Source organism: Nocardioides luteus (assembly GCF_000960475.2).
GTDB lineage: Bacteria > Actinomycetota > Actinomycetes > Propionibacteriales > Nocardioidaceae > Nocardioides > Nocardioides luteus_A.
In genome coordinates, this window is record NZ_JZDQ02000032.1 from 29,192 (window position 1) to 52,762 (window position 23,571).

At 69.1% G+C, this 23,571-nt stretch carries 25 protein-coding genes; 15 read left to right on the top strand and 10 right to left on the bottom strand.

Going from position 1 to position 23,571, the window contains the following annotated elements; translation table 11 throughout:
- Window position 1 precedes the first annotated feature (1 nt).
- Complete coding sequence (locus UG56_RS20570) at window positions 2–400, bottom strand: cold-shock protein (RefSeq protein WP_008360941.1); 399 nt, start codon at window positions 398–400, stop codon at window positions 2–4.
- A gap of 484 nt (window positions 401–884) precedes the next feature.
- Here UG56_RS20570 and UG56_RS20575 point away from each other — a divergent pair, with 484 nt between their 5' ends.
- The 5 genes from UG56_RS20575 to UG56_RS20595 all read left to right on the top strand — a co-directional run bounded on the left by UG56_RS20575 (window position 885) and on the right by UG56_RS20595 (window position 6,537).
- Complete coding sequence (locus UG56_RS20575) at window positions 885–4,190, top strand: HAMP domain-containing sensor histidine kinase (protein ID WP_071327227.1); 3,306 nt, start codon at window positions 885–887, stop codon at window positions 4,188–4,190.
- Window positions 4,187–4,531, top strand: a complete 345-nt coding sequence (locus UG56_RS20580) for a roadblock/LC7 domain-containing protein (RefSeq protein WP_256206798.1) — start codon at window positions 4,187–4,189, stop codon at window positions 4,529–4,531. Before UG56_RS20575 ends, UG56_RS20580 begins: the two co-directional genes overlap by 4 nt.
- Window positions 4,532–4,608: 77 nt before the next feature.
- Window positions 4,609–4,959, top strand: a complete 351-nt coding sequence (locus UG56_RS20585; protein WP_008360948.1) for a DUF742 domain-containing protein — start codon at window positions 4,609–4,611, stop codon at window positions 4,957–4,959.
- Between the two features lie 13 nt (window positions 4,960–4,972).
- The gene (locus UG56_RS20590; protein WP_008360949.1) at window positions 4,973–5,551 is read left to right on the top strand and encodes a GTP-binding protein; all 579 of its coding nucleotides are present in this window, start codon (window positions 4,973–4,975) and stop codon (window positions 5,549–5,551) included.
- Window positions 5,552–5,727: 176 nt separating this feature from the next.
- Window positions 5,728–6,537: a DUF3027 domain-containing protein gene (locus UG56_RS20595; RefSeq protein WP_045550903.1), complete on the top strand. Its 810-nt coding sequence runs from the start codon at window positions 5,728–5,730 to the stop codon at window positions 6,535–6,537.
- A 19-nt stretch (window positions 6,538–6,556) separates the two neighbouring features.
- On the opposite strand, the gene UG56_RS27630 is transcribed toward UG56_RS20595, so the two are convergent.
- Window positions 6,557–6,943 carry a DUF2530 domain-containing protein gene (locus UG56_RS27630; protein ID WP_084101365.1) on the bottom strand — a complete coding sequence of 129 codons (387 nt, stop codon included), beginning with the start codon at window positions 6,941–6,943 and terminating at the stop codon, window positions 6,557–6,559.
- A 73-nt stretch (window positions 6,944–7,016) separates the two neighbouring features.
- Between UG56_RS27630 and UG56_RS20605 the strand changes: the two genes are divergently transcribed.
- The 8 genes from UG56_RS20605 (at window position 7,017) to trmB (ending at window position 14,432) form a co-directional block, all read left to right on the top strand.
- Window positions 7,017–7,166: a DUF1059 domain-containing protein gene (locus UG56_RS20605; RefSeq protein WP_008360959.1), complete on the top strand. Its 150-nt coding sequence runs from the start codon at window positions 7,017–7,019 to the stop codon at window positions 7,164–7,166.
- A gap of 78 nt (window positions 7,167–7,244) precedes the next feature.
- Window positions 7,245–7,706 (top strand): MarR family winged helix-turn-helix transcriptional regulator, encoded by a 462-nt coding sequence (locus UG56_RS20610; RefSeq protein WP_256206799.1) that lies wholly within the window; start codon window positions 7,245–7,247, stop codon window positions 7,704–7,706.
- Complete coding sequence (locus UG56_RS20615; protein ID WP_045550899.1) at window positions 7,703–8,953, top strand: MFS transporter; 1,251 nt, start codon at window positions 7,703–7,705, stop codon at window positions 8,951–8,953. The genes UG56_RS20610 and UG56_RS20615 overlap by 4 nt, the downstream gene beginning before the upstream one ends.
- Window positions 8,954–9,217: 264 nt before the next feature.
- Window positions 9,218–9,589: a 30S ribosomal protein S12 gene (rpsL, locus tag UG56_RS20620; RefSeq protein WP_008360965.1), complete on the top strand. Its 372-nt coding sequence runs from the start codon at window positions 9,218–9,220 to the stop codon at window positions 9,587–9,589.
- Window position 9,590: 1 nt separating this feature from the next.
- Window positions 9,591–10,061, top strand: a complete 471-nt coding sequence (gene rpsG / locus UG56_RS20625) for a 30S ribosomal protein S7 (RefSeq protein WP_008360967.1) — start codon at window positions 9,591–9,593, stop codon at window positions 10,059–10,061.
- Window positions 10,062–10,144: 83 nt separating this feature from the next.
- Window positions 10,145–12,259, top strand: a complete 2,115-nt coding sequence (gene fusA / locus UG56_RS20630; RefSeq protein ID WP_045550898.1) for an elongation factor G — start codon at window positions 10,145–10,147, stop codon at window positions 12,257–12,259.
- 84 nt (window positions 12,260–12,343) lie between these two features.
- Window positions 12,344–13,537: an elongation factor Tu gene (tuf, locus tag UG56_RS20635; protein ID WP_045550897.1), complete on the top strand. Its 1,194-nt coding sequence runs from the start codon at window positions 12,344–12,346 to the stop codon at window positions 13,535–13,537.
- 163 nt (window positions 13,538–13,700) lie between these two features.
- The gene (trmB, locus tag UG56_RS20640; protein WP_052694014.1) at window positions 13,701–14,432 is read left to right on the top strand and encodes a tRNA (guanosine(46)-N7)-methyltransferase TrmB; all 732 of its coding nucleotides are present in this window, start codon (window positions 13,701–13,703) and stop codon (window positions 14,430–14,432) included.
- Window positions 14,433–14,447: 15 nt separating this feature from the next.
- Here the strand turns inward: trmB and UG56_RS20645 are convergent, their stop codons facing one another.
- Entirely contained in the window at window positions 14,448–14,891 is a 444-nt protein-coding gene (locus tag UG56_RS20645) for a VOC family protein (protein WP_045550896.1), read from the bottom strand.
- A 62-nt stretch (window positions 14,892–14,953) separates the two neighbouring features.
- Window positions 14,954–15,364 carry a helix-turn-helix transcriptional regulator gene (locus UG56_RS20650; RefSeq protein ID WP_045550895.1) on the bottom strand — a complete coding sequence of 137 codons (411 nt, stop codon included), beginning with the start codon at window positions 15,362–15,364 and terminating at the stop codon, window positions 14,954–14,956.
- Between the two features lie 103 nt (window positions 15,365–15,467).
- Here UG56_RS20650 and UG56_RS20655 point away from each other — a divergent pair, with 103 nt between their 5' ends.
- On the top strand, window positions 15,468–16,067 hold the full coding sequence (locus UG56_RS20655) for a hypothetical protein (RefSeq protein WP_045550894.1): 600 nt from the start codon (window positions 15,468–15,470) through the stop codon (window positions 16,065–16,067).
- 83 nt (window positions 16,068–16,150) lie between these two features.
- Here the strand turns inward: UG56_RS20655 and UG56_RS20660 are convergent, their stop codons facing one another.
- The gene (locus UG56_RS20660) at window positions 16,151–17,002 is read right to left on the bottom strand and encodes an RDD family protein (RefSeq protein ID WP_071327228.1); all 852 of its coding nucleotides are present in this window, start codon (window positions 17,000–17,002) and stop codon (window positions 16,151–16,153) included.
- A gap of 23 nt (window positions 17,003–17,025) precedes the next feature.
- On the opposite strand from UG56_RS20660, the gene UG56_RS20665 reads away from it, so the two are divergent.
- Complete coding sequence (locus UG56_RS20665; protein ID WP_045552094.1) at window positions 17,026–18,021, top strand: stage II sporulation protein M; 996 nt, start codon at window positions 17,026–17,028, stop codon at window positions 18,019–18,021.
- A gap of 3 nt (window positions 18,022–18,024) precedes the next feature.
- On the opposite strand, the gene UG56_RS20670 is transcribed toward UG56_RS20665, so the two are convergent.
- Genes UG56_RS20670 through UG56_RS20690 form a run of 5 tightly spaced genes read right to left on the bottom strand, consistent with a single transcriptional unit; the run spans window position 18,025 to window position 23,039 of the window.
- A complete protein-coding gene (locus UG56_RS20670) occupies window positions 18,025–19,356 on the bottom strand; it encodes a DUF58 domain-containing protein (protein ID WP_071327229.1) in 1,332 nt (443 codons plus the stop codon).
- Complete coding sequence (locus tag UG56_RS20675; protein ID WP_045552129.1) at window positions 19,353–20,336, bottom strand: AAA family ATPase; 984 nt, start codon at window positions 20,334–20,336, stop codon at window positions 19,353–19,355. The genes UG56_RS20670 and UG56_RS20675 overlap by 4 nt, the downstream gene beginning before the upstream one ends.
- Window positions 20,333–21,469 carry a DUF4350 domain-containing protein gene (locus UG56_RS20680; RefSeq protein ID WP_071327230.1) on the bottom strand — a complete coding sequence of 379 codons (1,137 nt, stop codon included), beginning with the start codon at window positions 21,467–21,469 and terminating at the stop codon, window positions 20,333–20,335. Before UG56_RS20680 ends, UG56_RS20675 begins: the two co-directional genes overlap by 4 nt.
- Window positions 21,466–22,077 carry a DUF4129 domain-containing protein gene (locus UG56_RS20685; protein WP_084101367.1) on the bottom strand — a complete coding sequence of 204 codons (612 nt, stop codon included), beginning with the start codon at window positions 22,075–22,077 and terminating at the stop codon, window positions 21,466–21,468. The genes UG56_RS20680 and UG56_RS20685 overlap by 4 nt, the downstream gene beginning before the upstream one ends.
- The gene (locus UG56_RS20690) at window positions 22,074–23,039 is read right to left on the bottom strand and encodes a DUF7544 domain-containing protein (RefSeq protein WP_045550120.1); all 966 of its coding nucleotides are present in this window, start codon (window positions 23,037–23,039) and stop codon (window positions 22,074–22,076) included. The genes UG56_RS20685 and UG56_RS20690 overlap by 4 nt, the downstream gene beginning before the upstream one ends.
- Between the last annotated feature and the right edge of the window lie 532 nt (window positions 23,040–23,571).

Below are 23,571 nucleotides of genomic sequence, written 5' to 3' on the forward strand. Positions count from 1 at the left end.
TCTAGAGCTCGAACTCGTCGGCGATCTGGCGCAGCGCGGGGGAGACCTTCTTGGCCAGCTCGCGCGTGGGCGGGCGGCCCTGGGCGTAGCCGTCACGGATGTCGTCGAGGAGCTTGATCACGTTCTCGACGATCAGCTCCATCTCCTCGGGCTTGCGGCGCTTGGCGGCGCGCTGGCGCCCGGAGACGGAGGGGGAGCGCTCGAGGACGGTCACCGAGAGCGCCTGCTCGCCGCGGCGCCCCTGGGCGATCCCGAACTCCACCCGGGTGCCGGCCTTCAAGGTCTTGGCAGCGCCCTCGGGGAGCGCGTCGGCGTGGACGTACACGTCCGGACCGTCGTCCTGCGACAGAAATCCGAAGCCCTTGGTGGCGTCGAACCACTTGACCTTGCCAGTAGGCACGGCAGCTTGCCCCTTCCTCGCGCATCAGCGCTTCAAACGTACGTCGTCCGGCGACTGTGACGGCCGACTCCGGAGAGCCTAGTCCTCAGCGCCGAGCGATGCGTGAGGTATTCCCCTCCCCGGGCATCGTCGGGCTCCGGCAGACCCCGACCGACGTCCACGGTCGGCTCGGCGCCTCGTGCCTCCTGCGGGTGGGGCATATACTCCCGCCTACCCCTCCATAGATTTGCAAATGATTTCGTACACCATTGGTAATCGAGACCACTTATGACGTAAGTTTGCGTCGCCAAAGACTGCAGACAGGTACGCCCGGGTGCCAGCAGACTTCGCGGCGGGGGACTGGGGTGTGTGCCACAGACGGTGCACGCCTCTCGGGAATGATGTGACATGGCCACGAGAGGGAGTAATGGCCGAGCCATACGCAAGCACAACCCACCGTCCGGAACGTAAGCCCTGGCAGGGAATTCGAGCGCGCCTCATCTTCGTGCTGCTCATCCCGACCATCGCGGCGATGGTGTTCGGCGGGTTGAGCATTTCGCGCGCCCTCTCAGCCCAGGCGGAAGCACGCCAGGCCGAGACCGTCGCCCAGGCGCTGCCTGACACCTACAACCTCGCGATCAACATCCTGTTCGAGCGTGACGGTGCGCTCGCGGGCGTGCCCGAGGTCGTCATGCGGCCGCTGCAGCAGACGACCGACGAGTCGATCGAGGCCTGGAGTGCCAAGGCGAAGGAGATCGACGCCGGCGACGACAAGGACCTCGAGAACAGCATCGTCGAGATCCAGCAGGCGCTGAACGGCATCGACGACCTGCGTGCGCAGATCCAGGAGCGGGACACCCAGGTCGAGGCCCAGCTGGCCTACACGACCGTGATGAACAACCTCTTCGGGATCTCGGCGCAGATGCCGACCCTGGAGAACGACGAGGTCTTCTCCAAGATCGCCGCGATCAGCAACGTGCGTCCCGCCTCGGAGGCCATGGGCACCGAGCGCGTGATCATGATGGAGGCGCTGAGCAAGAAGGCGGCGGCCGAGAAGAAGGGCGAGGTCAACCCCGACGTCCTCACCGACGAGCAGTTCGCCGAGCTCGCTCGCGCCGAGGCCAAGTGGCGCCTGTCCACCTCGGACTACTACCTCAAGACGTCCGACGAGATCCGCCAGATGCTCGACGAGCTGACCAACGAGACCACCACCGACGGCTCGATCGGGGCTCCCGCCCACCGGGTCGTCAACCAGGTCATCTCCAGCGGCAGCATGGACCGGATCAAGATGACCCCGGACCAGTACACCGGCGCCAGCACGGAGTTCATCCGTGGCCTGCAGAAGATGATCGTCGCGACCGCACAGGAGATCAGCGACGACGTCGAGCAGATCAAGGACGACGCGACCCGCGACGCCATCATCATCGGCCTCCTCGTCCTGGGCGTCCTGATCTTCGCCCTCGCGGTCGGTCTGGTCGCGGCCCGCTCGATCCTGTCGCCGCTGAGCCAGCTGCGTCGTCTGGCCTACAACCTGGCCAACCACGACCTGCCCGAGCGAGTCGCCTACATGAACCAGGCCGAGGGCCCGGTCGATACGCACGTGGAGCCTCTGGACATCGCGCGCCGTGACGAGATCGGTGACGTCGCGGACGCGTTCGACGCGGTTCACGTCGAGGCGATCCGACTGGCCGGCGAGCAGGCCGAGCTGCGTACGAACGTCGACAAGATGTTCATGAACCTCTCCCGCCGTTCGCAGAGCCTGGTCGAGCGTCAGCTCCAGCTCATCGACCAGCTCGAGGCCAACGAGCAGGACCCGGACGACCTCGCGAACCTGTTCCGCCTGGACCACCTCGCCACCCGAATGCGCCGCAACGACGAGTCGCTGCTGGTTCTCGCCGGCGGCGAGATCGGCCACGCGGCCCGTGGCCCGGTGCCGGTCCTCGACGTGCTCCGTGCCGCGGCCTCCGAGATCGAGCAGTTCGCCCGGGTCGACATCGACTCCGAGGAGAACGCCGAGTTCGAGGGCGCGATCGCGGGTGACCTCGTGCACCTGCTCGCGGAGCTGATCGAGAACGCCACCAACTTCTCCCCGCCGGACACCGCGGTCACGATCCGCACCTTCCGCGCCGGCCCCGCCGCGCCGCTGCTGGTCGAGATCGAGGACCTCGGTATCGGCATGACGCCGGAGGAGCTCGACGCGGCCAACATGAAGCTGCGCCGTGCGACCGGCCTCGACGCCGACGTCGCCCGGATGATGGGTCTGGTCGTGGTCGCGCGCCTGGCGGCGCGTCACGGTCTCTACATCGAGCTCGTTCCCAACCGCCCCCGCGGTGTGGTCGCGCGCGTCGAGATGCCGGTGACCACGATCGTGGGCGCTCACGCCGAGACCCCGTCCGGCCAGCAGCAGGGCTTCGACGCCTACGCCTTCCAGCAGGGTGGCTACGGCCAGCAGACCGGCGCCTACCCGGTCACCGGCGAGCTCCCCTACGAGATGCAGTACGGGATGCCCGCCTACGACGCCCAGCCGTACGCCGGTGGCAACCCCTACGACGTGCCGGTCGGTGCCCTGCCGGCCCCCGAGGCACCCGCGGCTTCCGCCGCGGCACCCCCGGCGCTGCCGAGCCGTACGCCCGGTGCCTCCAACCACCCCAACCTGTCCAACAACGGTTCGTCGGTCTTCCCGCAGCAGGGTGCCAACGGTCAGTCGGGCCAGCACAACGGCTTCGGTCAGACCGGGCCGCAGACGGGCCAGCAGCCCGCCTACGGTGGCGTTCCGCCGATGCCGGGTGACCCGGGCTTCGAGGAGCCGACCGCGCGCACGGGCAGCTTCCCGGCGCAGCCGCAGCAGTTCAGCGGCAGCCAGCCCCAGTTCGGTGGCGACCCGTTCGGTGATCCTTACGGCGCCAACCAGCCGCCCGCTCCGCAGAGCCCCAGCGGCCAGCAGCAGAGCTTCCTGTCCAACATGCTGCCGGTTCGCAAGGCCGAGGACCTGGCCGCGCGGTTCCCGGACGGTCGCTTCGACCCGAGCACCGACGCCGGTGACCTGCCGCGTCGCGATCCGGGTGCCCAGGGCGGCAGCCCGTTCGGCACCGACACCGGCACCTTCCGCACCTTCGAGCGCCCCGCCGAGCGCACCACGCCGCGTACGCCTCCGCCGGGCTTCGGCCCCGACGACGACCCGTTCGGTCCCGCTGGTGACGCGATCGCGCCGGGCGCGATGGGCCCGCTGGCTCCGGAGCCGACCAACTCGCCGAACCCGCTCGACTCGACCACCGAGGTCCCGATCCTCGATGACGAGGGCAGCTCGATCTTCGACGATCTCCAGTCGGAGTGGTTCACCCGTCGTCGCCCGCTCGGTGCTCGCCGGGCGATGGAGGCCAAGGGTGACCCGCTCAGCGACCCGATCGCCGGTCCGGCCGCCAAGACCGGTGCGGCGCCCCAGCCCGGCAGCGCCGGCGCGGCGTCCGCCCCCGCGGGCGACTCCGCCGACGAGTCGGCCGCCCGGGAAGACGAGCCGATGCCGGTGAGCTGGTCCTCGCCGGGTGATGAGGGCTGGCGCCGGGCGCAGGAGCTGGAGCAGCTGCAGGAGATGGAGCCCGCGACGGTCACCCAGGGTGGACTCCCTGTTCGCGTCCCGGGTCAGAACCTGATCCCAGGAGCTGCCCCATCGGTCACACCACCGTCATCAGGTCCGCGTAACATGGACGCGCGCCGCACCCGTGGCATGTCCAGCTTCCAGAAGGGCGTCAGCCGCGCCCGCAACAATCCCGCTGAGGCGGAAAGCAACCCCGAAGGTGAGGAGCAGCAGTGACAACGGCCCCCGCAGGACTGGACTGGCTCGTCGACAGCCTGACCCAGCGCACCCCTGACATCGCTCACGCGATCTTGGTGTCGGCTGATGGCATGCCGATGGCCAGCTCCGTCGACTTCCCCCCGGACCGGGCCGACCAGCTCTCGGCGATCGCCTCCGGTCTCACCAGTCTTACCCAGGGAGCCGCTCGGTGCTTCGCCGCGGGTAATGTCCAGCAGATGGTCATCGAGATGGACGGTGGCTATCTGGTCCTCATGGCGGTTGGTGAGGGCTCCAGCCTCGCTGCCCTCGCCGCCCCGACTGCGATCTGGGACAGGTTGGCTACCAGATGCAGCTGTTGATCTCGCGTGTTGCCACCGCCCTCACCCCCGATACCAGAACCGGCGCCTGATGCGCGCCCGAGCTTAGGACCGAGATCGTGAGCAACCACGCCTCCGAACCGCCGCCGCTTGTCAGGCCGTACGCCCTGACTCGTGGCCGCACGCAACCCAAGCGCGTCTTCCCGATGGAAGCCCTGGTGATCACCGACCGCTACGTGATCGACGGCTACGTCCGGTCGCCAGAGGAGCGGACGATCGCGGAGCTCTGCCGCGAGAGCCGCTCCGTCGCCGAGGTTGCGGCGCTCATCCGGGTGCCCCTGGGTGTTGCCCGAGTCCTGATCGGTGACCTTGCGGAGCGCGGCGTGGTGCAGGTGCACGCCAGCAAGGTCCCGGACGCCCCGGACACCGCTCTCCTCGAGCGCGTGCTGTCCGGCCTGAGGAAGCTTTGACAGGAGTAATGCAGTGACCACCGACTCCAAGCAGGCGACGATGTCTGCGAAGATCGTCATCGCCGGCGGGTTCGGCGTTGGTAAGACGACCTTCGTGGGCTCCGTCTCGGAGATCGTCCCCCTGACGACCGAGGCCGTGATGACGCAGGCGACCGCCGGCGTCGACGACCTCTCCGCAGTCCCCAACAAGAAGACGACCACGGTCGCGATGGACTTCGGTCGAGTCTCCCTCGACTCCGACCTGATCCTCTACCTGTTCGGGACGCCGGGTCAGAACCGCTTCTGGTTCATGTGGGACGACCTGACCCAGGGTGCCATCGGCGCTGTGGTGCTCATCGACACCCGTCGTCTCGCCGACTCCTTCGGTGCGATCGACTACTTCGAGTCCCGCAACGTGCCGTTCGTCGTGGCTCACAACGTCTTCGGCGCCAACCAGGCCTACAAGCCGGAGCAGATCCGCGAGGCCCTGGCTCTGCGCCCGGACATCCCGATCGTCACCTGTGACGCCCGGGACCGCCAGTCGACCAAGGCGACGCTGATCTCGCTCGTCGAGTACGTCCTCTCCATGGTTTCCACGCGCGCGCTCCAGTAGCCGTGCAGACGCCGACACCCGCCGGAGCCGAGCTCCGGCGGGTGTCAGCGTTTCAAGGGGTGCCGTGACTGTGCAGTAGAGGCGTACGTCTGGGAGGATCACGCGTTGTGCTGAAGTTCAGGTTGTGGTGGCGCAAGGTGACCCCGAAGTGGCACCTGAGGCGCCTGTGGGCGAAGATGTGGTCCGTGATCACGACCCCGTACGCCGATGCGACGGCCGTCGCTGCCGTCGACGAGGCCCGCGCCGCGCTCCTGTCCGACGTGCCAGCCGCTGACGTCGGAGAACACCTCGGCCATGTGGTCGAGAAGAGTGCCGGTCCGGGCGTCGTGACCCACCTGTTCGCCTGCACCCGCAAGGGCTACGTCGGGTGGCACTGGTCGGTCACGCTCGTCACCGTGCCCACGCTCGACGGACCCGGTTTCGGTGTGGATGCCCCGGTGACCGTCAACGAGGTCGTCCTCGTTCCCGGCGACGCGGCGATCGTCGCGCCCGCCTGGGTGCCCTACCGCGACCGGATCAAGCCCGGCGACCTCTCACCCGGTGACCTGCTCCCGGTCGAGGACGACGACGAACGCCTGGTCCCGACGTACGCCTTCGGTGACGACCCGCTCGACGCCGACGAGAAGGCGCAGGTGCGCGAGGTCGCCAAGGATCTCGGCCTCGGCCGTGTCCGGACCCTGTCCACCACCGGCTTCGACGCCGCCGCCGAGCGTTGGTACGCCGGTGACGGCGGCCCCGACGCGCCGCTCGCGCAGGCCGCCCCCGACCAGTGCCACAGCTGCGGCTTCCTGGTCCGGCTGACCGGTCACCTGGCCTCGAGCTTCGGTGTCTGCGCCAACGGCGACGCCAACGACGACGGCAAGGTGGTCAGTCTCAACCACGGGTGCGGTGCGCACTCCGAGGTCCGGCTGGCGAAGAAGCACGAGCCGCAGCCGCTGCCGGAGCCGGTCTTCGACACGCTCAGCGACGACGCCGAGACCTTCTGACCGACCGCGCTGGCACCAGCTAGTCGAGGCCCTCGGCGTGGAGCCGGCGGGCCTTGCGGCGGCGGGTCAGCTCGATCCCGATGGCGCCGATGCCGAAGGCGGCCAAGCAGGTCCAGATCCACCACGTCCAGCCTCGGTCGTTGAGCAGGCCCCAGAAGGGGAGCAGGGCCACGAACCCGACCAGCCAGCCGAGGGTGCTGAGCTCGAAGGCGCGGATGCCGTCCTCGTCGACGAGCTCGATCTTCGGCTCGGGGCGGGCCACGGGCGGCTCCTCGACGGGCGGCTCGTCATAGCCGTAGTCCTGCGTGTAGCCGCCGTCCGCGGGGTAGTAGTCACCCTCGTACCCGTCGTACTGCTGCTCCGGGTAGCTGCCGGAGTAGTCGTCATCCCGGTACTGGTCACTCATGGCCCCCAATCTATCGGGGGCTAGTCTGGAGACGCTGAGCCCCTGCGTACGACTCGACGACCTGGAGGTCCTGATGGCTTCGCTCCGCTGCCCCTGCGGCACCAACTTCCGCACCGAGACCGACGACGAGCTGGTCGAGCAGGTGCAAGAGCACCTCGCCGAGGCTCACCCCGGTCGCACCTACAGCCGCGACGACATCCTGATGCTCGCGGCGATGTCCTGACCTGCGTGACGGCGCCCTCGACGGGGCGCCGCCTCTTTCCGGAATAGTTAGCGCCGGTAAGCAGTTATGCTTACCGACATGCCTACCGCACAGCCCGTATCCGCGCCCGACGCGGCCTCCGACATCCCCGAGGTCGCCTCGTTGCTGCGCACCTCTGTCATGCGGATGCGCCGCCGCCTGGCCAACGAGCGCCACCCCGACAACGACCTCTCCCTGGGGTCGATGGCGGTGCTCGGGGCGTTGTACGCATGCGACGAGATGACCCTCGGCGCCCTCGCCGGACGCGAGCGCGTCCAGCCGCCGAGCATGACCAGGATGGTCAACTTCCTCGAGGAGGGTGGCTACGTCGTCCGCCGCCAGGGCGAGACCGACCGCCGCCAGGTGCTGGTCTCGATCACCGACAAGGGCCGCCGGACCGTACGCAAGGACCGGCTCAGCCGGGATGCCTGGCTGGCCCAGCAGCTCGTCGACCTCGATGCGGACGAGCTCGCCGCCCTCCGCACAGCCGCTTCGATCATGGAGAGAATAGCCACCAGTTGAGTCCCACGTTCCGTTCCCTTCGCAGCCACAACTACCGCCTCTACCTAGCCGGCAGTGTCGTCTCCAACGTCGGCACCTGGATGCAACGCATCGCCCAGGACTGGCTGGTCCTGAGCCTGGGCGGCGGGGGAGCGGCACTCGGTGTCACCACCGGCCTGCAGTTCCTGCCCATCCTCCTGCTCAGCCCCTACGCCGGCGTCATCGCCGACCGCTTCCCGAAGCGCCGCCTGCTGCAGGCGGCCCAGGGCTGGATGGCCCTGATGTCGCTGCTCCTCGGCGTGCTCGCGGTCAGCGGCCACGCCGAGGTCTGGATGGTCTACGTGATCGCCTTCCTCTTCGGCACGGGCGCAGCCTTCGACGGGCCCGGCCGCCAGTCGTTCGTCTCGGAGATGGTCCACCCCGACGACCTGACCAACGCCGTCGGTCTCAACTCCGCCTCCTTCAACCTCGCCCGCCTGGTCGGCCCGGCGCTGGCCGGTGTCCTCATCGGCTGGCTGGGCAGCGGCCCCGAGGCGACCGGGTGGGTCATCCTCGTCAACGCGGTCTCCTACCTCGCCGTGATCGGTCAGCTGCAGCGGATGAACACCGCCGAGCTGCACTCGCCGGAGCCGGCCGCCCGGCGGCGCGGGATGCTGCGTGAGGGCATCGGCTACATCCGTACGCAGCCCAAGATGCTGATGGTCCTCGTCATCGTCTTCTTCGTCGGCACGTTCGGTGCGAACTTCCCGATCACCTCGGCGCTGATGGCGACCGAGGAGTTCGGCAAGGGCGCCAGCGAGTACGGCCTGCTCGGCACCGTCCTCGCGATCGGCTCGCTCTCCGGCGCCCTGCTCGGCGCCCGCCGCACCCGGATCCCGCTCAGGCTGATCGTGGTGGCGGCGACCGGGTTCGGGCTGTCCATCATCGTGTCCGGGCTGATGCCGACGTACGCTCTCTTCGCCCTGGTCTGCCCGATCCTCGGCTTCTTCACGATCACCACGCTGAACACGTGCAACGCCACCATGCAGACCGAGGCGGCTCCGGAGTTCCGGGGCCGGGTGATGGCGATCTACATGACCGTCCTGATGGGCGGCACCCCGCTGGGCGCCCCGCTCATCGGCCTCATCGGCGAGCACTTCGGCGCCCGCACGACCCTGTACGCGTGTGGCGCTCTTGTCCTCTTCGGTACGCTTGCGGGGGTGCTGCTCCTAGCAGCGCTCCGAGGTGGTATCCGGGCCGTTTTGACCCCCTCTCAAGCCGCCGGGTAGCCTCTGAAGCGTGTCTGGGACAACCAGGCCGTCGCGCGTGCCCGGAACAAGTTCGAGAAAAGGGTCTCGGACCCGGGTTCGGCGCCCTCAGTACGGGGATTCGGTTCGAAAGATCCGCAACGTGTGCGTTGAGGTAAGGGCGACACGCCCGACCTCGGGGGCGAGGCGGGACCAGTTGGTATCGCACCACCTGGACGCACAACATTGGATCCTTCGCGGCAGAGCGCCGTGTTGTGAGAGCAGAAAAGAAGGGGAACCACCGAGGTGCCCACCATCAACCAGCTGGTCCGCAAGGGCCGCGAGGACAAGGCGACGAAGTCGAAGACGCCTGCCCTCAAGGGATCGCCGCAGCGCCGTGGCGTCTGCACGCGCGTCTACACCACCACCCCGAAGAAGCCGAACTCCGCCCTCCGGAAGGTCGCCCGTGTGCGCCTCTCCTCCGGCGTCGAGGTCACCGCTTACATCCCGGGTGTGGGCCACAACCTTCAGGAGCACTCCATCGTGCTCGTCCGCGGCGGTCGTGTGAAGGACCTCCCCGGTGTTCGTTACAAGATCATTCGCGGCTCGCTCGACACCCAGGGCGTGAAGAACCGCAAGCAGGCCCGGAGCCGCTACGGCGCCAAGAAGGAGAAGTGAGATGCCTCGTAAGGGTCCCGCTCCCAAGCGTCCGCTCGTCGTCGACCCCGTCTACGGCTCGCAGCTCGTAACCCAGCTCGTCAGCAAGGTCCTCCAGGACGGCAAGAAGCAGGTCGCGCAGCGCATCGTCTACACCGCCCTCGAGGGTTGCCGCGAGAAGACCGGCACCGACCCCGTGGTGACGCTCAAGCGCGCCATGGACAACGTGAAGCCGGCCATCGAGGTCAAGTCCCGCCGCGTCGGTGGCGCGACCTACCAGGTTCCGGTCGAGGTCAAGGGCACGCGTGGCACCACGCTCGCGCTGCGCTGGCTCGTCGGCTACGCCCAGGACCGTCGTGAGAAGACGATGGCCGAGCGCCTGATGAACGAGATCCTCGACGCGAGCAACGGCCTCGGCGCCGCTGTGAAGAAGCGCGAGGACACCCACAAGATGGCCGAGTCCAACAAGGCCTTCGCGCACTACCGCTGGTGACGTACGGCGGGGTGCCTGCACATCAAGGCGGGCACCCCGCCCGTCCAGACCGAAGACAATCTCTTTAAGGAACGCTGAAGACAGTGGCCGTCGACATCACCACGGACCTCAATGTGGTCCGCAACATCGGCATCATGGCGCACATCGATGCCGGTAAGACCACCACCACCGAGCGCATCCTGTTCTACACCGGTATCTCCTACAAGATCGGTGAGGTCCACGAGGGCGCAGCCACGATGGACTGGATGGAGCAGGAGCAGGAGCGCGGCATCACGATCACGTCTGCCGCGACGACCTGCTGGTGGAAGGACCACCAGATCAACATCATCGACACCCCGGGGCACGTCGACTTCACCGTCGAGGTGGAGCGCTCGCTGCGCGTCCTGGACGGTGCTGTCGCCGTCTTCGACGGTGTCGCCGGTGTCGAGCCGCAGTCGCAGACCGTGTGGCGTCAGGCGAACAAGTACTCCGTCCCGCGGATGTGCTTCGTCAACAAGCTCGACCGCACCGGTGCCGACTTCTACATGGTCGTCGACTCGATCGTCGACAAGCTCCACGCCACCCCGCTGGTGCTGCAGCTGCCGATCGGTGCCGAGTCCGACTTCATCGGCGTCGTCGACCTGATCGAGATGAACGCCAAGGTCTGGCGCGGCGAGACCCAGCAGGGCGAGGACTACGTCATCGAGTCCATCCCCGCTGACATGGCCGACAAGGCCGCCGAGTGGCGCGAGAAGCTCGTCGAGACCCTCGCCGAGGCCGACGACGACATCATGGAGGTCTACCTCGAGGAGGGCGACGTCTTCGACGTTCCCACCCTGAAGGCCGCCATCCGTCGCGCGACCCTCGCCGACAAGCTCAACCCGATCCTCACCGGCACCGCGTTCAAGAACAAGGGCGTCCAGCCCCTGCTCGACGCGATCGTCGACTACCTGCCCTCGCCCATCGATGTCGAGTCGATCATCGGCCACGACGTCAAGGACGAGGAGGTCGAGGTCTCCCGCAAGCCTTCCGAGGACGAGCCGTTCTCCGGTCTGGTCTTCAAGATCGCCTCCGACCCGCACCTGGGCAAGCTGTTCTACCTGCGCGTCTACTCCGGCAAGGTCGAGGCGGGTGCGACCGTGGTCAACCCGATCAACGGCCGCAAGGAGCGCATTGGCAAGATCTACCAGATGCACGCGAACAAGCGTGAGGAGATCAACTCGGTGGGCGCCGGCCAGATCGTGGCCGTCATGGGTCTGAAGGACACCAAGACCGGTCACACCCTGTGCGACCCGGCCAACCCGGTCGTCCTCGAGTCGATGAGCTTCCCGGCCCCCGTGATCGAGGTCGCCATCGAGCCGAAGACCAAGGGTGACCAGCAGAAGCTCGGTACGGCGATTCAGCGCCTCACCGAGGAGGACCCGACCTTCACGGTCAAGACCGACGAGCAGACCGGCCAGACCATCATCGCTGGTATGGGCGAGCTCCACCTCGAGGTCTTCGTCGACCGGATGAAGCGCGAGTTCAAGGTCGAGGCCACCGTCGGCAAGCCGCAGGTCGCCTACCGCGAGACGCTTCGCAAGAAGGTCGAGAACCACAGCTACACCCACAAGAAGCAGACCGGTGGTTCGGGTCAGTTCGCGAAGGTCGTCATCTCCGTCGAGCCCAACATCGACGAGGAGACCGGCCAGGGCGCTGGCTACGAGTTCGTCAACAACGTCACCGGTGGTCGCGTCCCGAAGGAATACATCCCTTCGGTCGACCAGGGTGCTCAGGACGCCATGGAGTTCGGTATTCTCGCCGGCTTCCCCATGGTCGATGTGAAGGTCTCGCTCGAGGACGGCGCCTACCACGACGTCGACTCCTCCGAGCTCGCCTTCAAGATCGCCGGCAACCAGGCCTTCAAGGAGGCCGCCCGCATGGCGAAGGCCGTCCTGCTGGAGCCGATGTTCGCCGTCGAGGTCACGACCCCCGAGTCGTTCCTCGGCACCGTTATCGGTGACATCAACTCCCGTCGCGGCCAGGTGTCTTCGCAGGAGGAGCGTCACGGCGACATGGTCGTCCAGGCTCTCGTCCCGCTGTCCGAGATGTTCGGGTACGTCGGTGACCTCCGGTCCAAGACCAGTGGTCAGGCGTCGTACTCGATGGAGTTCGACTCGTACGCCGAGGTTCCCACGAACGTCGCCGACGAGATCATCAAGAAGGCCCGTGGCGAGTGACCTTCGGGTCACCCGTCCAGGGACTTCGGCAGCAACACCACTCAGTACGAGTCAGTAAGAAAATCACACCAGGAGGAGCCCACAGTGGCTAAGGCGAAGTTCGAGCGGACCAAGCCGCACGTCAACATCGGTACCATCGGTCACATCGACCACGGTAAGACCACTCTTACCGCGGCGATCTCGAAGGTGCTGCACGCGAAGTACCCGGACCTGAACCCGGAGTTCGCGTTCGAGGACATCGACAAGGCTCCCGAGGAGCGCCAGCGCGGGATCACGATCTCGATCGCGCACATCGAGTACCAGACCGAGTCGCGTCACTACGCCCACGTCGACTGCCCGGGTCACGCGGACTACATCAAGAACATGATCACCGGTGCCGCGCAGATGGACGGCGCGATCCTCGTGGTCGCCGCCACCGACGGCCCGATGCCGCAGACCAAGGAGCACGTGCTCCTGGCCCGCCAGGTCGGCGTGCCGTCGATCGTCGTCGCGCTCAACAAGTGCGACATGGTCGACGACGAGGAGCTCATCGAGCTCGTCGAGATGGAGGTGCGCGAGCTCCTCAGCGAGTACGAGTTCCCGGGTGACGACATCCCGGTCGTGCGCGTTGCCGCTTTCCCCGCCCTCCAGGGCGAGCAGAAGTGGATGGACTCGGTTGCCGAGCTCATGCAGGCCGTCGACGACTACATCCCGACCCCGGCTCGTGAGACCGACAAGCCGTTCCTGATGCCCGTTGAGGACGTCTTCACGATCACCGGTCGTGGCACCGTCATCACCGGTCGTATCGAGCGCGGCGTCGTCAAGGTCGGCGAGGAGGTCGAGATCGTCGGCATCCGCGAGACCTCTCAGAAGACCACCGTCACCGGTGTCGAGATGTTCCGCAAGCTGCTCGACGAGGGCCAGGCCGGTGAGAACGTCGGTCTGCTCCTCCGTGGCACCAAGCGCGAGGACGTCGAGCGCGGCATGGTTGTCATCAAGCCGGGCACCACCACCCCGCACACCAACTTCGAGGGCTCTGTCTACATCCTCTCGAAGGAGGAGGGTGGCCGTCACACCCCGTTCTTCAACAACTACCGTCCGCAGTTCTACTTCCGGACCACGGACGTGACCGGCGTTGTGACCCTCCCGGAGGGCACCGAGATGGTCATGCCGGGTGACAACACCGAGATGTCGGTCGAGCTCATCCAGCCCATCGCGATGGACGAGGGTCTGAAGTTCGCTATCCGTGAGGGCGGTCGCACCGTCGGCGCGGGTCGCGTCACCAAGATCATCAAGTGATCGTCTGATCCACAGTGAAGGGCCCCCGGAGCCGCAAGGCGAAGGGGGTCCTTTGCTGTGGTCAAGCGATCGAACGAGCGCTGACTCGGCGCAAACGGACCGGAGCGAAGCGAGGACCGGATTGCGCCGCGTCGGCGCGGGCACCAGATCAAGGCAAGAAGAGATGACAGAGCCAAACCACCCAGTCCGCCCCGCAAGACCCCACCAGAAGCTGCTCGATGACGGCCGCACGGTGAGAGAGGTCCTCACCTACACCCGTCGAGGCAGCCGCCTGGACACCAAGCAGCAGAAGGCCTGGGACGCGTACGCCGCCGAGTGGGTGATCCCGGACGAGGCGGTCGACGAGCCGGGCTTCTCGCTGGAGAGCTGGTTCGGTCGCAAGGGTCCGCTGATCGTCGACATCGGCGGCGGCGTGGGAGAGGCGACCGCGGTGCTGGCGGCCAACCGTCCCGACGCGAACATCCTGGCGCTGGAGGTGTGGCGGCCCGGTGTCGCCGAGAGCCTCGGCCGGGTGGGCACCGCGGGTGCGACGAACGTGCGCTTCTGCAGCGTGGACGCCCTCTGGATGCTCGAGAACATCGTCGCGCCGGAGTCGGTCAGCGAGATCTGGACGTTCTTCCCCGACCCGTGGCACAAGACCCGCCACCACAAGCGGCGCCTGGTCACCACGACCAACGCACGGATGATCGCGGAGCGGCTCGCCCCCGGCGGGACCTGGCGGTTGGCGACCGACTGGGTCGCGTACGCCGAGCAGATGGTCGAGGTCCTCGACGCCGAGCCGCTGCTGAGCGGCGGGGTGGTCGACCGCTGGGACGAGCGCCCGGTGACCAAGTTCGAGCGCAAGGGTCTGGCCAAGGACCGGGTCATCACCGACCTGCTCTACCGCCGGGTCTGACCGCGGCGCCCGGCGTCACTCGTACTCGAACCCTTCCATGTCCTCCGGCTTGAAGTCGCGGGGCTCGACCAGCACCAGCCAGTTGCCGGAGTTGTCGCGCATGAGCGCCTCGACGCCGTACGGTCGCTCTGCCGGCTCCTGGATGAACTCGACGCCCTTCGCGACGAGGTCCTCGTAGGTCTTGCGGCAGTCGTCGACGTGGAGGCCGACGCCGGGCAGGCCACCCTCGTCCTGGGCGCGTCTCATCGCGGCGATCAGGTCGTCCGAGAGCGGCTTGCCGGGCGTGGTCAGGTGCAGGTGAAGCTCCGGCTGGGAGGGGTGGAAGACGGTCAGCCAGCGGAAGTCGTCACCGAGGCGTACGTCGTCGCCGACCGAGAAACCGAGAACCTCGGTGTAGAACGCGAGGGAGTCGTCGAGGTCCTTGACCCAGACGCTGACGAGGGAGACGTTGGTGATCATGGGAGCAACGCTAGGCCGGGGTGCACCCCGGCCGCTTCTCCTGAGTTGCGGAGCGCGCAGCGTCAGCGACGTTCGGTGAGCCCGAGCATGAAGACCCAGCAGCCGGGGATCCGTGGCGCTCCGTCGGCATAACGTGCCTGGAAGTCGGTCGGCGTCTCGCCGACGATCTCGCGGAAGCGGCTGGAGAACGAGCCCAGGCTGGAGAAACCGACCGCGTGGCAGACCTCGGTCACCGTCAGATTGGTGGCACGCAGGAGATCTTGGGCCCGCTCGATGCGCCGCTCGCACAGATAGGCGGCCGGCGTACGCCCATAGGTCGCCTTGAAGAGACGCTGGAAGTGGAACCGGCTCAGGCTCGCCACCGCCGCGAGCTGCTCCAGGGTGAGCGGGTCGCCGTAGGAGCGGTCGATGTGGTCACGGGCCGCCCGCAGGTGAACGAGGGTGTCACCGGGGGCCCGCGCGATCTGGCTCACCGGACCATCATGACAGCCGGGTGCGGCGGTCGGGCTTCGCAGTTGCGGCCTCCTTCGCGAGTCGTCACCGTTCTGTTCGTCACCGACCGGGAGGATCATCCGCATGAAGCTGTACGCCGACATCCCCGCGCGCCGGGTTGCCCAGCTCTTCGCCGACCTGCTGACGGTGGCCTGGGTCGCCGGATGGATCTTCGTCGGGAAGTTCGTCCACGAGATCGTCTCGGCACTCGCCGTGCCCGGCGAGAAGATGGACGACGCCGGCACCTCGCTCTCCGCCAAGCTGCTCGAGGCCGCCGGCAAGGTCGACGATCTGCCGCTGGTCAAGGACGGCATCGCGGCCCCGTTCGAGGGCGCCGCGAAGGCAGCCGACCAGCTCCGCGCGGCGGGGGAGGCCCAGGTCGAGGCCGTCTCCACCATCGCGATCTGGCTGGCCGTCGGGGTCGTGGTCGTCCCGGTGCTGATGTGGCTGATGGTCTACGTCCCACTGCGGTGGCGGTTCATCCGCACCGCGACCTCGACCCAGCGGTTCCTGGAGGCGGGCACCGGCGCCGACCTGCTCGCCCTGAGGGCGATCTCGACCCAGCCCCTGCACAAGCTCGTCAAGATCAGCGACAACCCGGCGCAGGCCTGGCGCGACGGGGACGCTGCCGTCCTGGGGAAGCTCGCGGAGCTGGAGCTGAGGTCGGTTGGGCTGAAGGGGTAGCGAAGGGGTAGTCCGGGAGCGAACTGCCCATTTACTGGCGAGTAATAGGCAGTTCGCTACCGGACTACCCCGGCGGCGCCCTGTCAGCGCGCGGTGAGCCGGGCCCGGAGCTCGCTGTCGCGGGCCAGCCGGGCCGCGTCCCGGTCGCGGCGGGTGGCGAGCACGGCGGCCAGGTAGGCCTCGGGCGGGGTGCCCGGGGGCGGGCCGGGGGCGACGTACGCCTGCATGTGGGTCGCCAGGCGCTCGGCGAGCGCATGGCGGCGGACCGGGTCGGTGTAGGTGCCGACCTCGCCGGAGAGGAACCGCCGCACCGCCAGGGACAGGCCGACCGGGATGGTCGCGACGTCGGCGCGGGAGGCCCAGGCGGCGAGCCCCGGGGGCATCAGGATCGGCGCCGGCGGCCGCAGCGGCACCCGCACCCGGATGACGTACGTCCCGGCCGCGATGTCGCCGAGCCGCTTACCGCGCGGGTGGATCATCGCGGTGAGGAACGCGGCGGCGCCGCTGGTGCCGTAGATCTCGATGACACCGACCAGGGCGCGTACGAATGCGTGGTGGAAGCTGATCGCCCCGCCGTCGTCGCGCACCGTGCGCAGCCCGAGCGCGAGCTTGCCGAGCGAACGGCCGCGGGTGAGCGTCTCGAGGAGCGTCGGGAAGACGAGCATGACCGAGGCGATGGCCGCGATGTAGGCGGCCCAGGCCAGCGCCTCGTCGGTCGCGGGGGCGGCGGTGAGGAAGACGAACAGCGTCACGATGAGCAGCGCCGTCACCACGATCATGTCGATGAGCCCCGACAGCAGCCGCATCCCCAGCCCGGCGGCCGGCAGGTCGAGCGCGACCGCGTCCCCGGTGACCAGGTCGTCGTCGGTGAGCAGCGCACGTTCAGGGGCACGTTCGAGGGGGCGTCGCTCGGGCATTTGCGGCGCGGAGGTCATGGCGGTCAGCGTACGCTGCGGGCGTGGATCTCGACGCGTATCTGGCCGCTACCGCCGCCGACCGGACCAGGCTCGAGCAGCTGCTGGGCGAGCGCCGGCTGAGCGGCGCCCAGGCCGACGAGCTGGTCGAGCTCTACCAGCGGGTGAGCACCCAGCTCTCGGTCGTACGCAGCAACGCCCCCGACCCGACGGTCGTCCAGCATCTCTCGGTGCTGCTCGCCGGGGCCCGCAACCGCACCACCGGCACCCGGACGAGCACCTGGTCCGGCTTCCTGCGGTTCTTCACCCACCGGTTCCCGGCCGCGCTCTACCGGCTGCGCTGGTGGTGGCTGGGGATGATGGCGGCCAACGTGATCGTCACCGCGGTGATGATCTGGTGGCTGCTGCGCCACCCCGAGGTCGAGCAGTCGCTGCTCGGGCCGGACCAGATCAAACAGCTGGTCGAGCACGACATCGAGGGCTACTACAGCGAGCACGCGGCCTCGTCGTTCGCCACCCAGGTCTGGGTCAACAACGTCTGGGTCTCGTTCACCTGCATCGCCCTCGGGGTGCTCGGGCTGCCGGTGATCTACGCGATGTTCCAGAACATCTCGAACCTGGCGATCATCGGCACCCTGATGCACCGCCACGACCGCGGCGGCCTCTTCTGGGGCCTGATCCTTCCCCACGGACTGCTGGAGCTGACCGCCGTCTTCGTGGCCGGCGCCGTGGGCCTGCGCCTCTTCTGGTCCTGGGTCGACCCCGGATCGCTGACCCGCGGCCAGTCGATGGCCCGGGAGGGCCGCACCGCCGGAGGCATCGCCCTCGGCCTCATCGTCGTGCTGCTGATCTCCGGCATCATCGAAGCCTTCGTCACCCCCTCGCCCCTGCCCACCTGGGCCCGCGTCGGCATCGGCATCCTCGCCGAGCTCGCCTTCTTCGCGTACGTCTTCATCGTCGGCCGCGCCGCCGCCTCCCACGGCGAGACCGGCGACATCGACGACCGCCTGCTCGAGGACCGCGTCGCCACCCAGGCCTAGGTTCTAGAGCTGACTGGTGGCCTTGAGCTGCAGGTAGTGGTCGGCGAGAGCGGGCGGGAGGGACTCGGCGTCGGCGTCGACGACGTCGACACCGAGGATGCGGAGCATGGCGGCGGTGTGGTCGCGGCGGCGGAGGGTCTGCTCGGCGGCAGCCGCGGCGTAGACGTCGTCGAGGGTGTCGCGGGAGGCGGCGGTGGCCTCGAGCTCGGGGTCGCGGACGGAGGCGAGGACGACGCGGTGGTGCTGGGTCAGGACCGGGAGGACGGGCAGGAGCGACTCCTCGATCGCGTGCGGGTCCAGGGGTGTCAGCAGGACGACGAGCGCGCGGTGGCGGCCGAGGCCCGCGACCGCGCCGGCGAGGTCGGACCAGTCGGCCTCGGCGATGACCGGCTCGAGGTCGGCCATCGCCTCCTGCAGCCGCTGGGTGACGTCGCGCTGGCCGGCGAGGCGGACCCGGGAGCGTACGCGGAGGTCGCCGGCGATGAAGTCGATCCGGTCGCCGGCGCGGGAGGCGATCGCGGCGAGCAGGAGGCCGGCGTCCATGGCCGAGTCGAGCCGCGGCACCCCGCCGCCGGCGCCCTCGACGCGGCCCGCCGAGGTGCGGGAGGTGTCGAGCACCAGCACGACGCGGCGGTCCCGTTCGGGCTGCCAGGTGCGGACCACGACGGTGCGGGAGCGAGCGGTGGTGCGCCAGTCGATGGAGCGTACGTCGTCGCCGCGGACGTACTCCCGCAGCGAGTCGAACTCGGTCCCCTGTCCGCGGACCCGGACCGCGGCCCGGCCGTCGAGCTCGCGCAGCCGCTGCAGCCGCGAGGGGAGATGCTTCCGCGACTCGAACGCAGGCAGCACTCGTACGGATCCCGGCACCGGGATCGTGCGCTGCCGGGCGCCGAGACCGAGGGGTCCGAAGGCCCGCACGGTGACGCCGAGCGCCCGCAGGTCTCCGCGGCGGCGCGGCCGCAGCGGCGTACGCAACCGGGTGCTGTCGCCGCGATCGAGCCGGATCCGGTGCCGGTTGCCGGTGGCCGAAGCGGAGCCCGAGGCGGTTGTTCCAGCACCGGCGGTCGGCTGCCAGGCATCCCGTACCAGCGCCCGGACGCGGCGGGCGGGGGAGCGGACCATCAGCTCCGAGGTCGTCGACTCGCCCAGCCGGATCCCGCCGAGCCGGAGCCGGGTGATCTCGAGCTTCGCCGGCTTCGGTGCCGACAGCACGTCGACGATGACCAGCACCACCACGAGCAGGAACCAGGCCGCGGCCGTGCCGAGGGTCGGCCGCAGCACCACCGGCACGATGCCGGCCAGCACCAGCAGCGGGACCCGCCAGGTGATGGTCATCGGGGGACGGGGACGGCGCCGATGGCGGAGGCGAGGACCTGGGAAACCTGGACACCCTCGAGCTCGGCCTCGGGACGCAGCGCCAGGCGGTGCGCCAACGTCGCGTGGGCGAGGGACTTCACGTCGTCGGGCGTCACGAAGTCACGGCCGGCGAGCCAGGCCCAGGCTCGCGCGGAGCGAAGCAGCGCGGTGGCACCACGCGGGGAGACACCGGCCGAGAGCGACGGGGACTCGCGGGTCGCGCGGGCGATGTCGACGATGTAGCCGGTGACCTCCGGGGACACCTGGACGGAGCCGACGTGCTGCCGGGCAGCCTCGATGTCGGCACCGGAGGCGACCGCCGTGACCCCCGCGCCCGCGACGTCGCGCGGGTCGAAACCGGCGGCATGCCGGCTGAGGATCTGCACCTCGTCGGCGCGCTCGGGCACCGGCAGGACCACTTTCAGCAGGAACCGGTCCAGCTGCGCCTCGGGGAGCGGGTAGACACCCTCGTACTCGATCGGGTTCTGGGTCGCGGCCACCAGGAACGGGCGTGGCAGGTCGCGGGTGACCCCGTCGACCGAGACCCGGCCCTCCTCCATCGCCTCGAGCAGCGCGGACTGGGTCTTCGGCGGGGTGCGGTTGATCTCGTCGGCGAGGAGCAGGTTGGTGAAGACCGGTCCCTCGCGGAACGTCAGCGAGCCGTGGGACGACTCGACGACCATCGAGCCGGTGATGTCGCCGGGCATCAGGTCGGGGGTGAACTGCACCCGGCGGGTCTCGACCGACAGCGCGGCGGACAGCGACCGCACCAGCAGGGTCTTGGCGGTGCCGGGCACGCCTTCCATGAGTACGTGGCCGCCGCACACCAGCGCGACCAGCAGCCCGGAGACCGCGGCGTCCTGCCCGACGACCGCCTTGGCGACCTCGGCCCGGACCGCGGTGAGCCGCTCCCGGGCGCCGTCGGGCGACACGGAGGGGATGGTCTCGGATTGGGTCATGGGTGTCGTACCTCTTCCTCAAGGGCCGCCAGCGCTCCTGCCAGCGTGATCAGGTCATGGTCGTTCTCGATCGGGGCATCGGTGAGCAGCGCGGAGACCTCGAGATCGGGCCTCCCGGTGCGCTGGACGACGGCGCGTACGACGGCCTCGATCGGGGCATCGCGCCCCAGCCGCAGCCGCCGCGCGAGGCGGGTGCTGGCGGCCTGCCGCAGCGTGGTCGCGGCATGGGTGCGGTCGCCGGAGCGGCGGTAGAGCCGGCCCAGGCTGCGGGTCGTCTCACCGGCGCGCACATGGACCGGCAGCGGCTCGACCGCGAGCGGACCCAGCCGCCGCCCGCGGGCGACGGCGAAGGCGACGACGGCGAGCAGCGCGAGCCACAGCGCCGGCTCGATCCAGCGCGGCAGCAACGACGCGGGGGAGTGGGCCTCGTCGGGGGCGAGATCCTCGAAGGACGGGATGTACCAGACCAGGTGGTCGCTCCCGCCCAGCAGCCGCAGCGCCACCGCCGCGTTGTCCGCGCGCAGGATCTGGTCGTTGGTCAGCACCTGCGGCGCACCCCAGATGGTGAGCCCCTCCGCCGGCGCGAGCACCGCACCGCCCTCGTGCGGGAAGCAGTCACCGGAGTCGTACGCAGTGACCGCATCGGCATGGATGCGGAGCCCGTCCCAGCGTGGGTCGTCGCACTCCGCCTCGACCGTCTCGGACGTCTGGGAGACCGCGTAGGGGATCCCGAGCATCGCCGAGACATAGGGCGCCGGCTCGGCCAGGATCAGGTCGGCGGCATCGTCGGTGCGCGCGCGCAGCCGGGAGGCGGTGTCCTCCCCGAGCGCATCGGTGCCGGTCACGAAGACCGTCGTGTCCGTCCCGATCTCGGTGTCGTCGAGGGCCTTCGAGGAACGGACGACGTCGACCTCGACCCCGTGGTCCTCGAGCACCCGGACCAGCGCCCGGCTGCCGTCGGGATCCGGGCTCTCGGGGTCGTAGGGGCCATAGGACTCCCCACCCTTCGGCGTCGCGAGGTACGCCAGCACCACCGCGATCACGAAGGCCAGCGCGACGATCATCAAGGGCCGGAAGCGCCGGAACCAGCCAGGTCTCTCCGTGGCCGGACCCTCGGCGACCTGCGTCGTCATCGCGCCACCGCCAGCTCCTGCTCGAGCGTGAGCACGCCCTCGGCCTGCTCACGGGTGGCCGGGTGGTCGCCGTAGAGGACCTCGTTGAACAGCTCCGCGGCCCGACCTGCCCGCCCCTCCAGCGACATCTCCCGCTCCAGGCTCGCCGCGACCTCGGCGGCCGTCAGGCCGGGGTCCTCGGCCAGCCGGCCGCGCTCGACCTGGCGCCTGGCCAGCGCCCGGAACCCGTCGACCACTGCGGCGCCGTGATCCCCCGACGCGTACGCAGCCTCGGCCCGTGCCCGCAGCGCGGCCGCCGAGAGCGCCTCGTCGGTGAGGACGTCCCCGTCGCGGTCGCGGGCGGCCCGAGGGCTGCGCCGGGCGCGCGAGACCAGCAGGCCGAGGCCGACCAGGATCAGCGCGAAGACGACCATCGCGGCGACCGTCTGGGCCCAGGGCACCTCATCCGCCGACGGGAGACCGTCGGAGAGGGTGCGCTCGATCCAGCGCAGGATCCGCTCGATGAGGTCCAGGTCGTGGTAGTCCGGGTCGGCCAGCTCGCGCCGGAGCCAGGAGCGACCCTCCTCGGGCGTCGGCGCCAGAGGAGGGGTCGGTTGGAGGAGGATCATCGGCTCAGCAGCCCGGCCTGCTCCATCAGCTCGACCTCGTAGGACTCCTTGCGGATGCGCTGGTCGAGATACTGCAGGTTGGTCACCGCACCGCTGAACGGCGTCACGATCGCGGCGGAGACCACCGTCGAGACGGCGCTGCCCACGAGGGTGGTGAAGAGGTAGAGGTCGGGCTGCGCGATGCCGACGAAGCTGGCGACCAGGCTGATCGGGAACGAGATGATCTGGGAGGCGAAGCCGGCGATGAGGGCGGCGAGCAGCCAGATCCCGAATAGCCGCCAGAACTGTCTCGCCGACAGCTGCCAGGCCCGCCGGAAGGCCCCGAAGACGCCGGTGCGCTCCAGCATCAGCGCTGGCACCGCGAGCAGGTAGAGCCGAACCGCCAGGAAGACCGAGGCCACGATCAGCAGCAGGATCATCAGCAGGCCGACCAGGATCGCCGGGATGGGACTGTCGACGACGATCGCGAGCACCACGACGGGCGCCGCCGCGACCACCATGACGAGGATGTAGACCACGGTGACCAGCAGGGCCAGCCCGATCAGCCGCCAGCGGTTGCCGTGGGTCGCCGCCCACGCCTGACCGAGGGTGAGCTTGCGGCCGATCGCCGCGGCGTGGGCGACGTGGGACATCATCCCGGCGACCAGGATCGCGCCGATGCCCTGCAGGACCGAGCCGATGACGAAGGAGCCGAAGGCGATCACCATGCTGATGATCTCGGAGCTGCCCGGCGCGTAGTCGGGATCCTCAAGGGTGGCGCCGAACCACTCCAGGCTGTCGCCGGTGACGGTCATCGCCGTGGTCACGCCCAGCGGGATCGCCATCGCGACGGCCGCGACCAGGACCGAGGCGCCGACGGTGGCGCCGGGGTTGAAGCGTACGAGCCGGAAGGCGCCGTCGAGCATGTCGCCGAGACCCAGCGGCCGCAGCGGGATCGCCCCGGGTTTGTGGGCCGGTGGCAACGGCTGGGTCCAGGTCGGTGGGGCCGGTTGGGCCGGCTGGGGCGCCGGAGGAGGGCTGTACGGTGCCGCTGTCCCCTGTTGAGGTTGCTCACCCGGTGGGGGTGGCCACGCTCCTGACATCCTGATGCTCCTCGTCGCGAAGGCCGGCGAACTCGCTCGGTTGGGGGCATCCTCTCAGAGCGATCCAGACGACATCGTTGATTTGGAGCCACCTGCGTACGCGTGACAAGATTCTCTGGTTGCTCCAGTGAATGTGCGCTGGGGTGTGCACACCTTGACTACTGAATCGCGTCACCTGAGCAGGCTGATCAGCCTGTCCGGATGTGGTCTGTGGTCGTCGTGTGCCCATCCCGAAGGCGTGGTTCCAGTGAAGCTGATGGTGAAAGTCCCGTCGAGAAGTCGGCGTTCGCTTGTGAAAAATAAGCGACACGCCCGACCGCGGGGGTCGGAGCCAGAGGTGAGCAACCGGGCCGACTCAGCCGGAGGAAGCCTGTAGCACGCGGCACGCTGACCAAGAAGGACGAGAGAGACA

Excerpts from the sequence above, each read along its gene's own strand:
- UG56_RS20595 (WP_045550903.1), top strand. The coding sequence starts at position 5,728 with ATGTGGTCCGTGATCACGACCCCGTACGCCGATGCGACGGCCGTCGCT.
- UG56_RS27630 (WP_084101365.1), bottom strand. The coding sequence starts at position 6,943 with ATGAGTGACCAGTACCGGGATGACGACTACTCCGGCAGCTACCCGGAG.
- UG56_RS20605 (WP_008360959.1), top strand. The coding sequence starts at position 7,017 with ATGGCTTCGCTCCGCTGCCCCTGCGGCACCAACTTCCGCACCGAGACC.
- UG56_RS20610 (WP_256206799.1), top strand. The coding sequence starts at position 7,245 with ATGCCTACCGCACAGCCCGTATCCGCGCCCGACGCGGCCTCCGACATC.
- rpsG (WP_008360967.1), top strand. The coding sequence starts at position 9,591 with ATGCCTCGTAAGGGTCCCGCTCCCAAGCGTCCGCTCGTCGTCGACCCC.
- trmB (WP_052694014.1), top strand. The coding sequence starts at position 13,701 with ATGACAGAGCCAAACCACCCAGTCCGCCCCGCAAGACCCCACCAGAAG.
- UG56_RS20645 (WP_045550896.1), bottom strand. The coding sequence starts at position 14,891 with ATGATCACCAACGTCTCCCTCGTCAGCGTCTGGGTCAAGGACCTCGAC.
- UG56_RS20655 (WP_045550894.1), top strand. The coding sequence starts at position 15,468 with ATGAAGCTGTACGCCGACATCCCCGCGCGCCGGGTTGCCCAGCTCTTC.
- UG56_RS20660 (WP_071327228.1), bottom strand. The coding sequence starts at position 17,002 with ATGACCTCCGCGCCGCAAATGCCCGAGCGACGCCCCCTCGAACGTGCC.
- UG56_RS20670 (WP_071327229.1), bottom strand. The coding sequence starts at position 19,356 with ATGACCATCACCTGGCGGGTCCCGCTGCTGGTGCTGGCCGGCATCGTG.
- UG56_RS20675 (WP_045552129.1), bottom strand. The coding sequence starts at position 20,336 with ATGACCCAATCCGAGACCATCCCCTCCGTGTCGCCCGACGGCGCCCGG.
- UG56_RS20680 (WP_071327230.1), bottom strand. The coding sequence starts at position 21,469 with ATGACGACGCAGGTCGCCGAGGGTCCGGCCACGGAGAGACCTGGCTGG.
- UG56_RS20685 (WP_084101367.1), bottom strand. The coding sequence starts at position 22,077 with ATGATCCTCCTCCAACCGACCCCTCCTCTGGCGCCGACGCCCGAGGAG.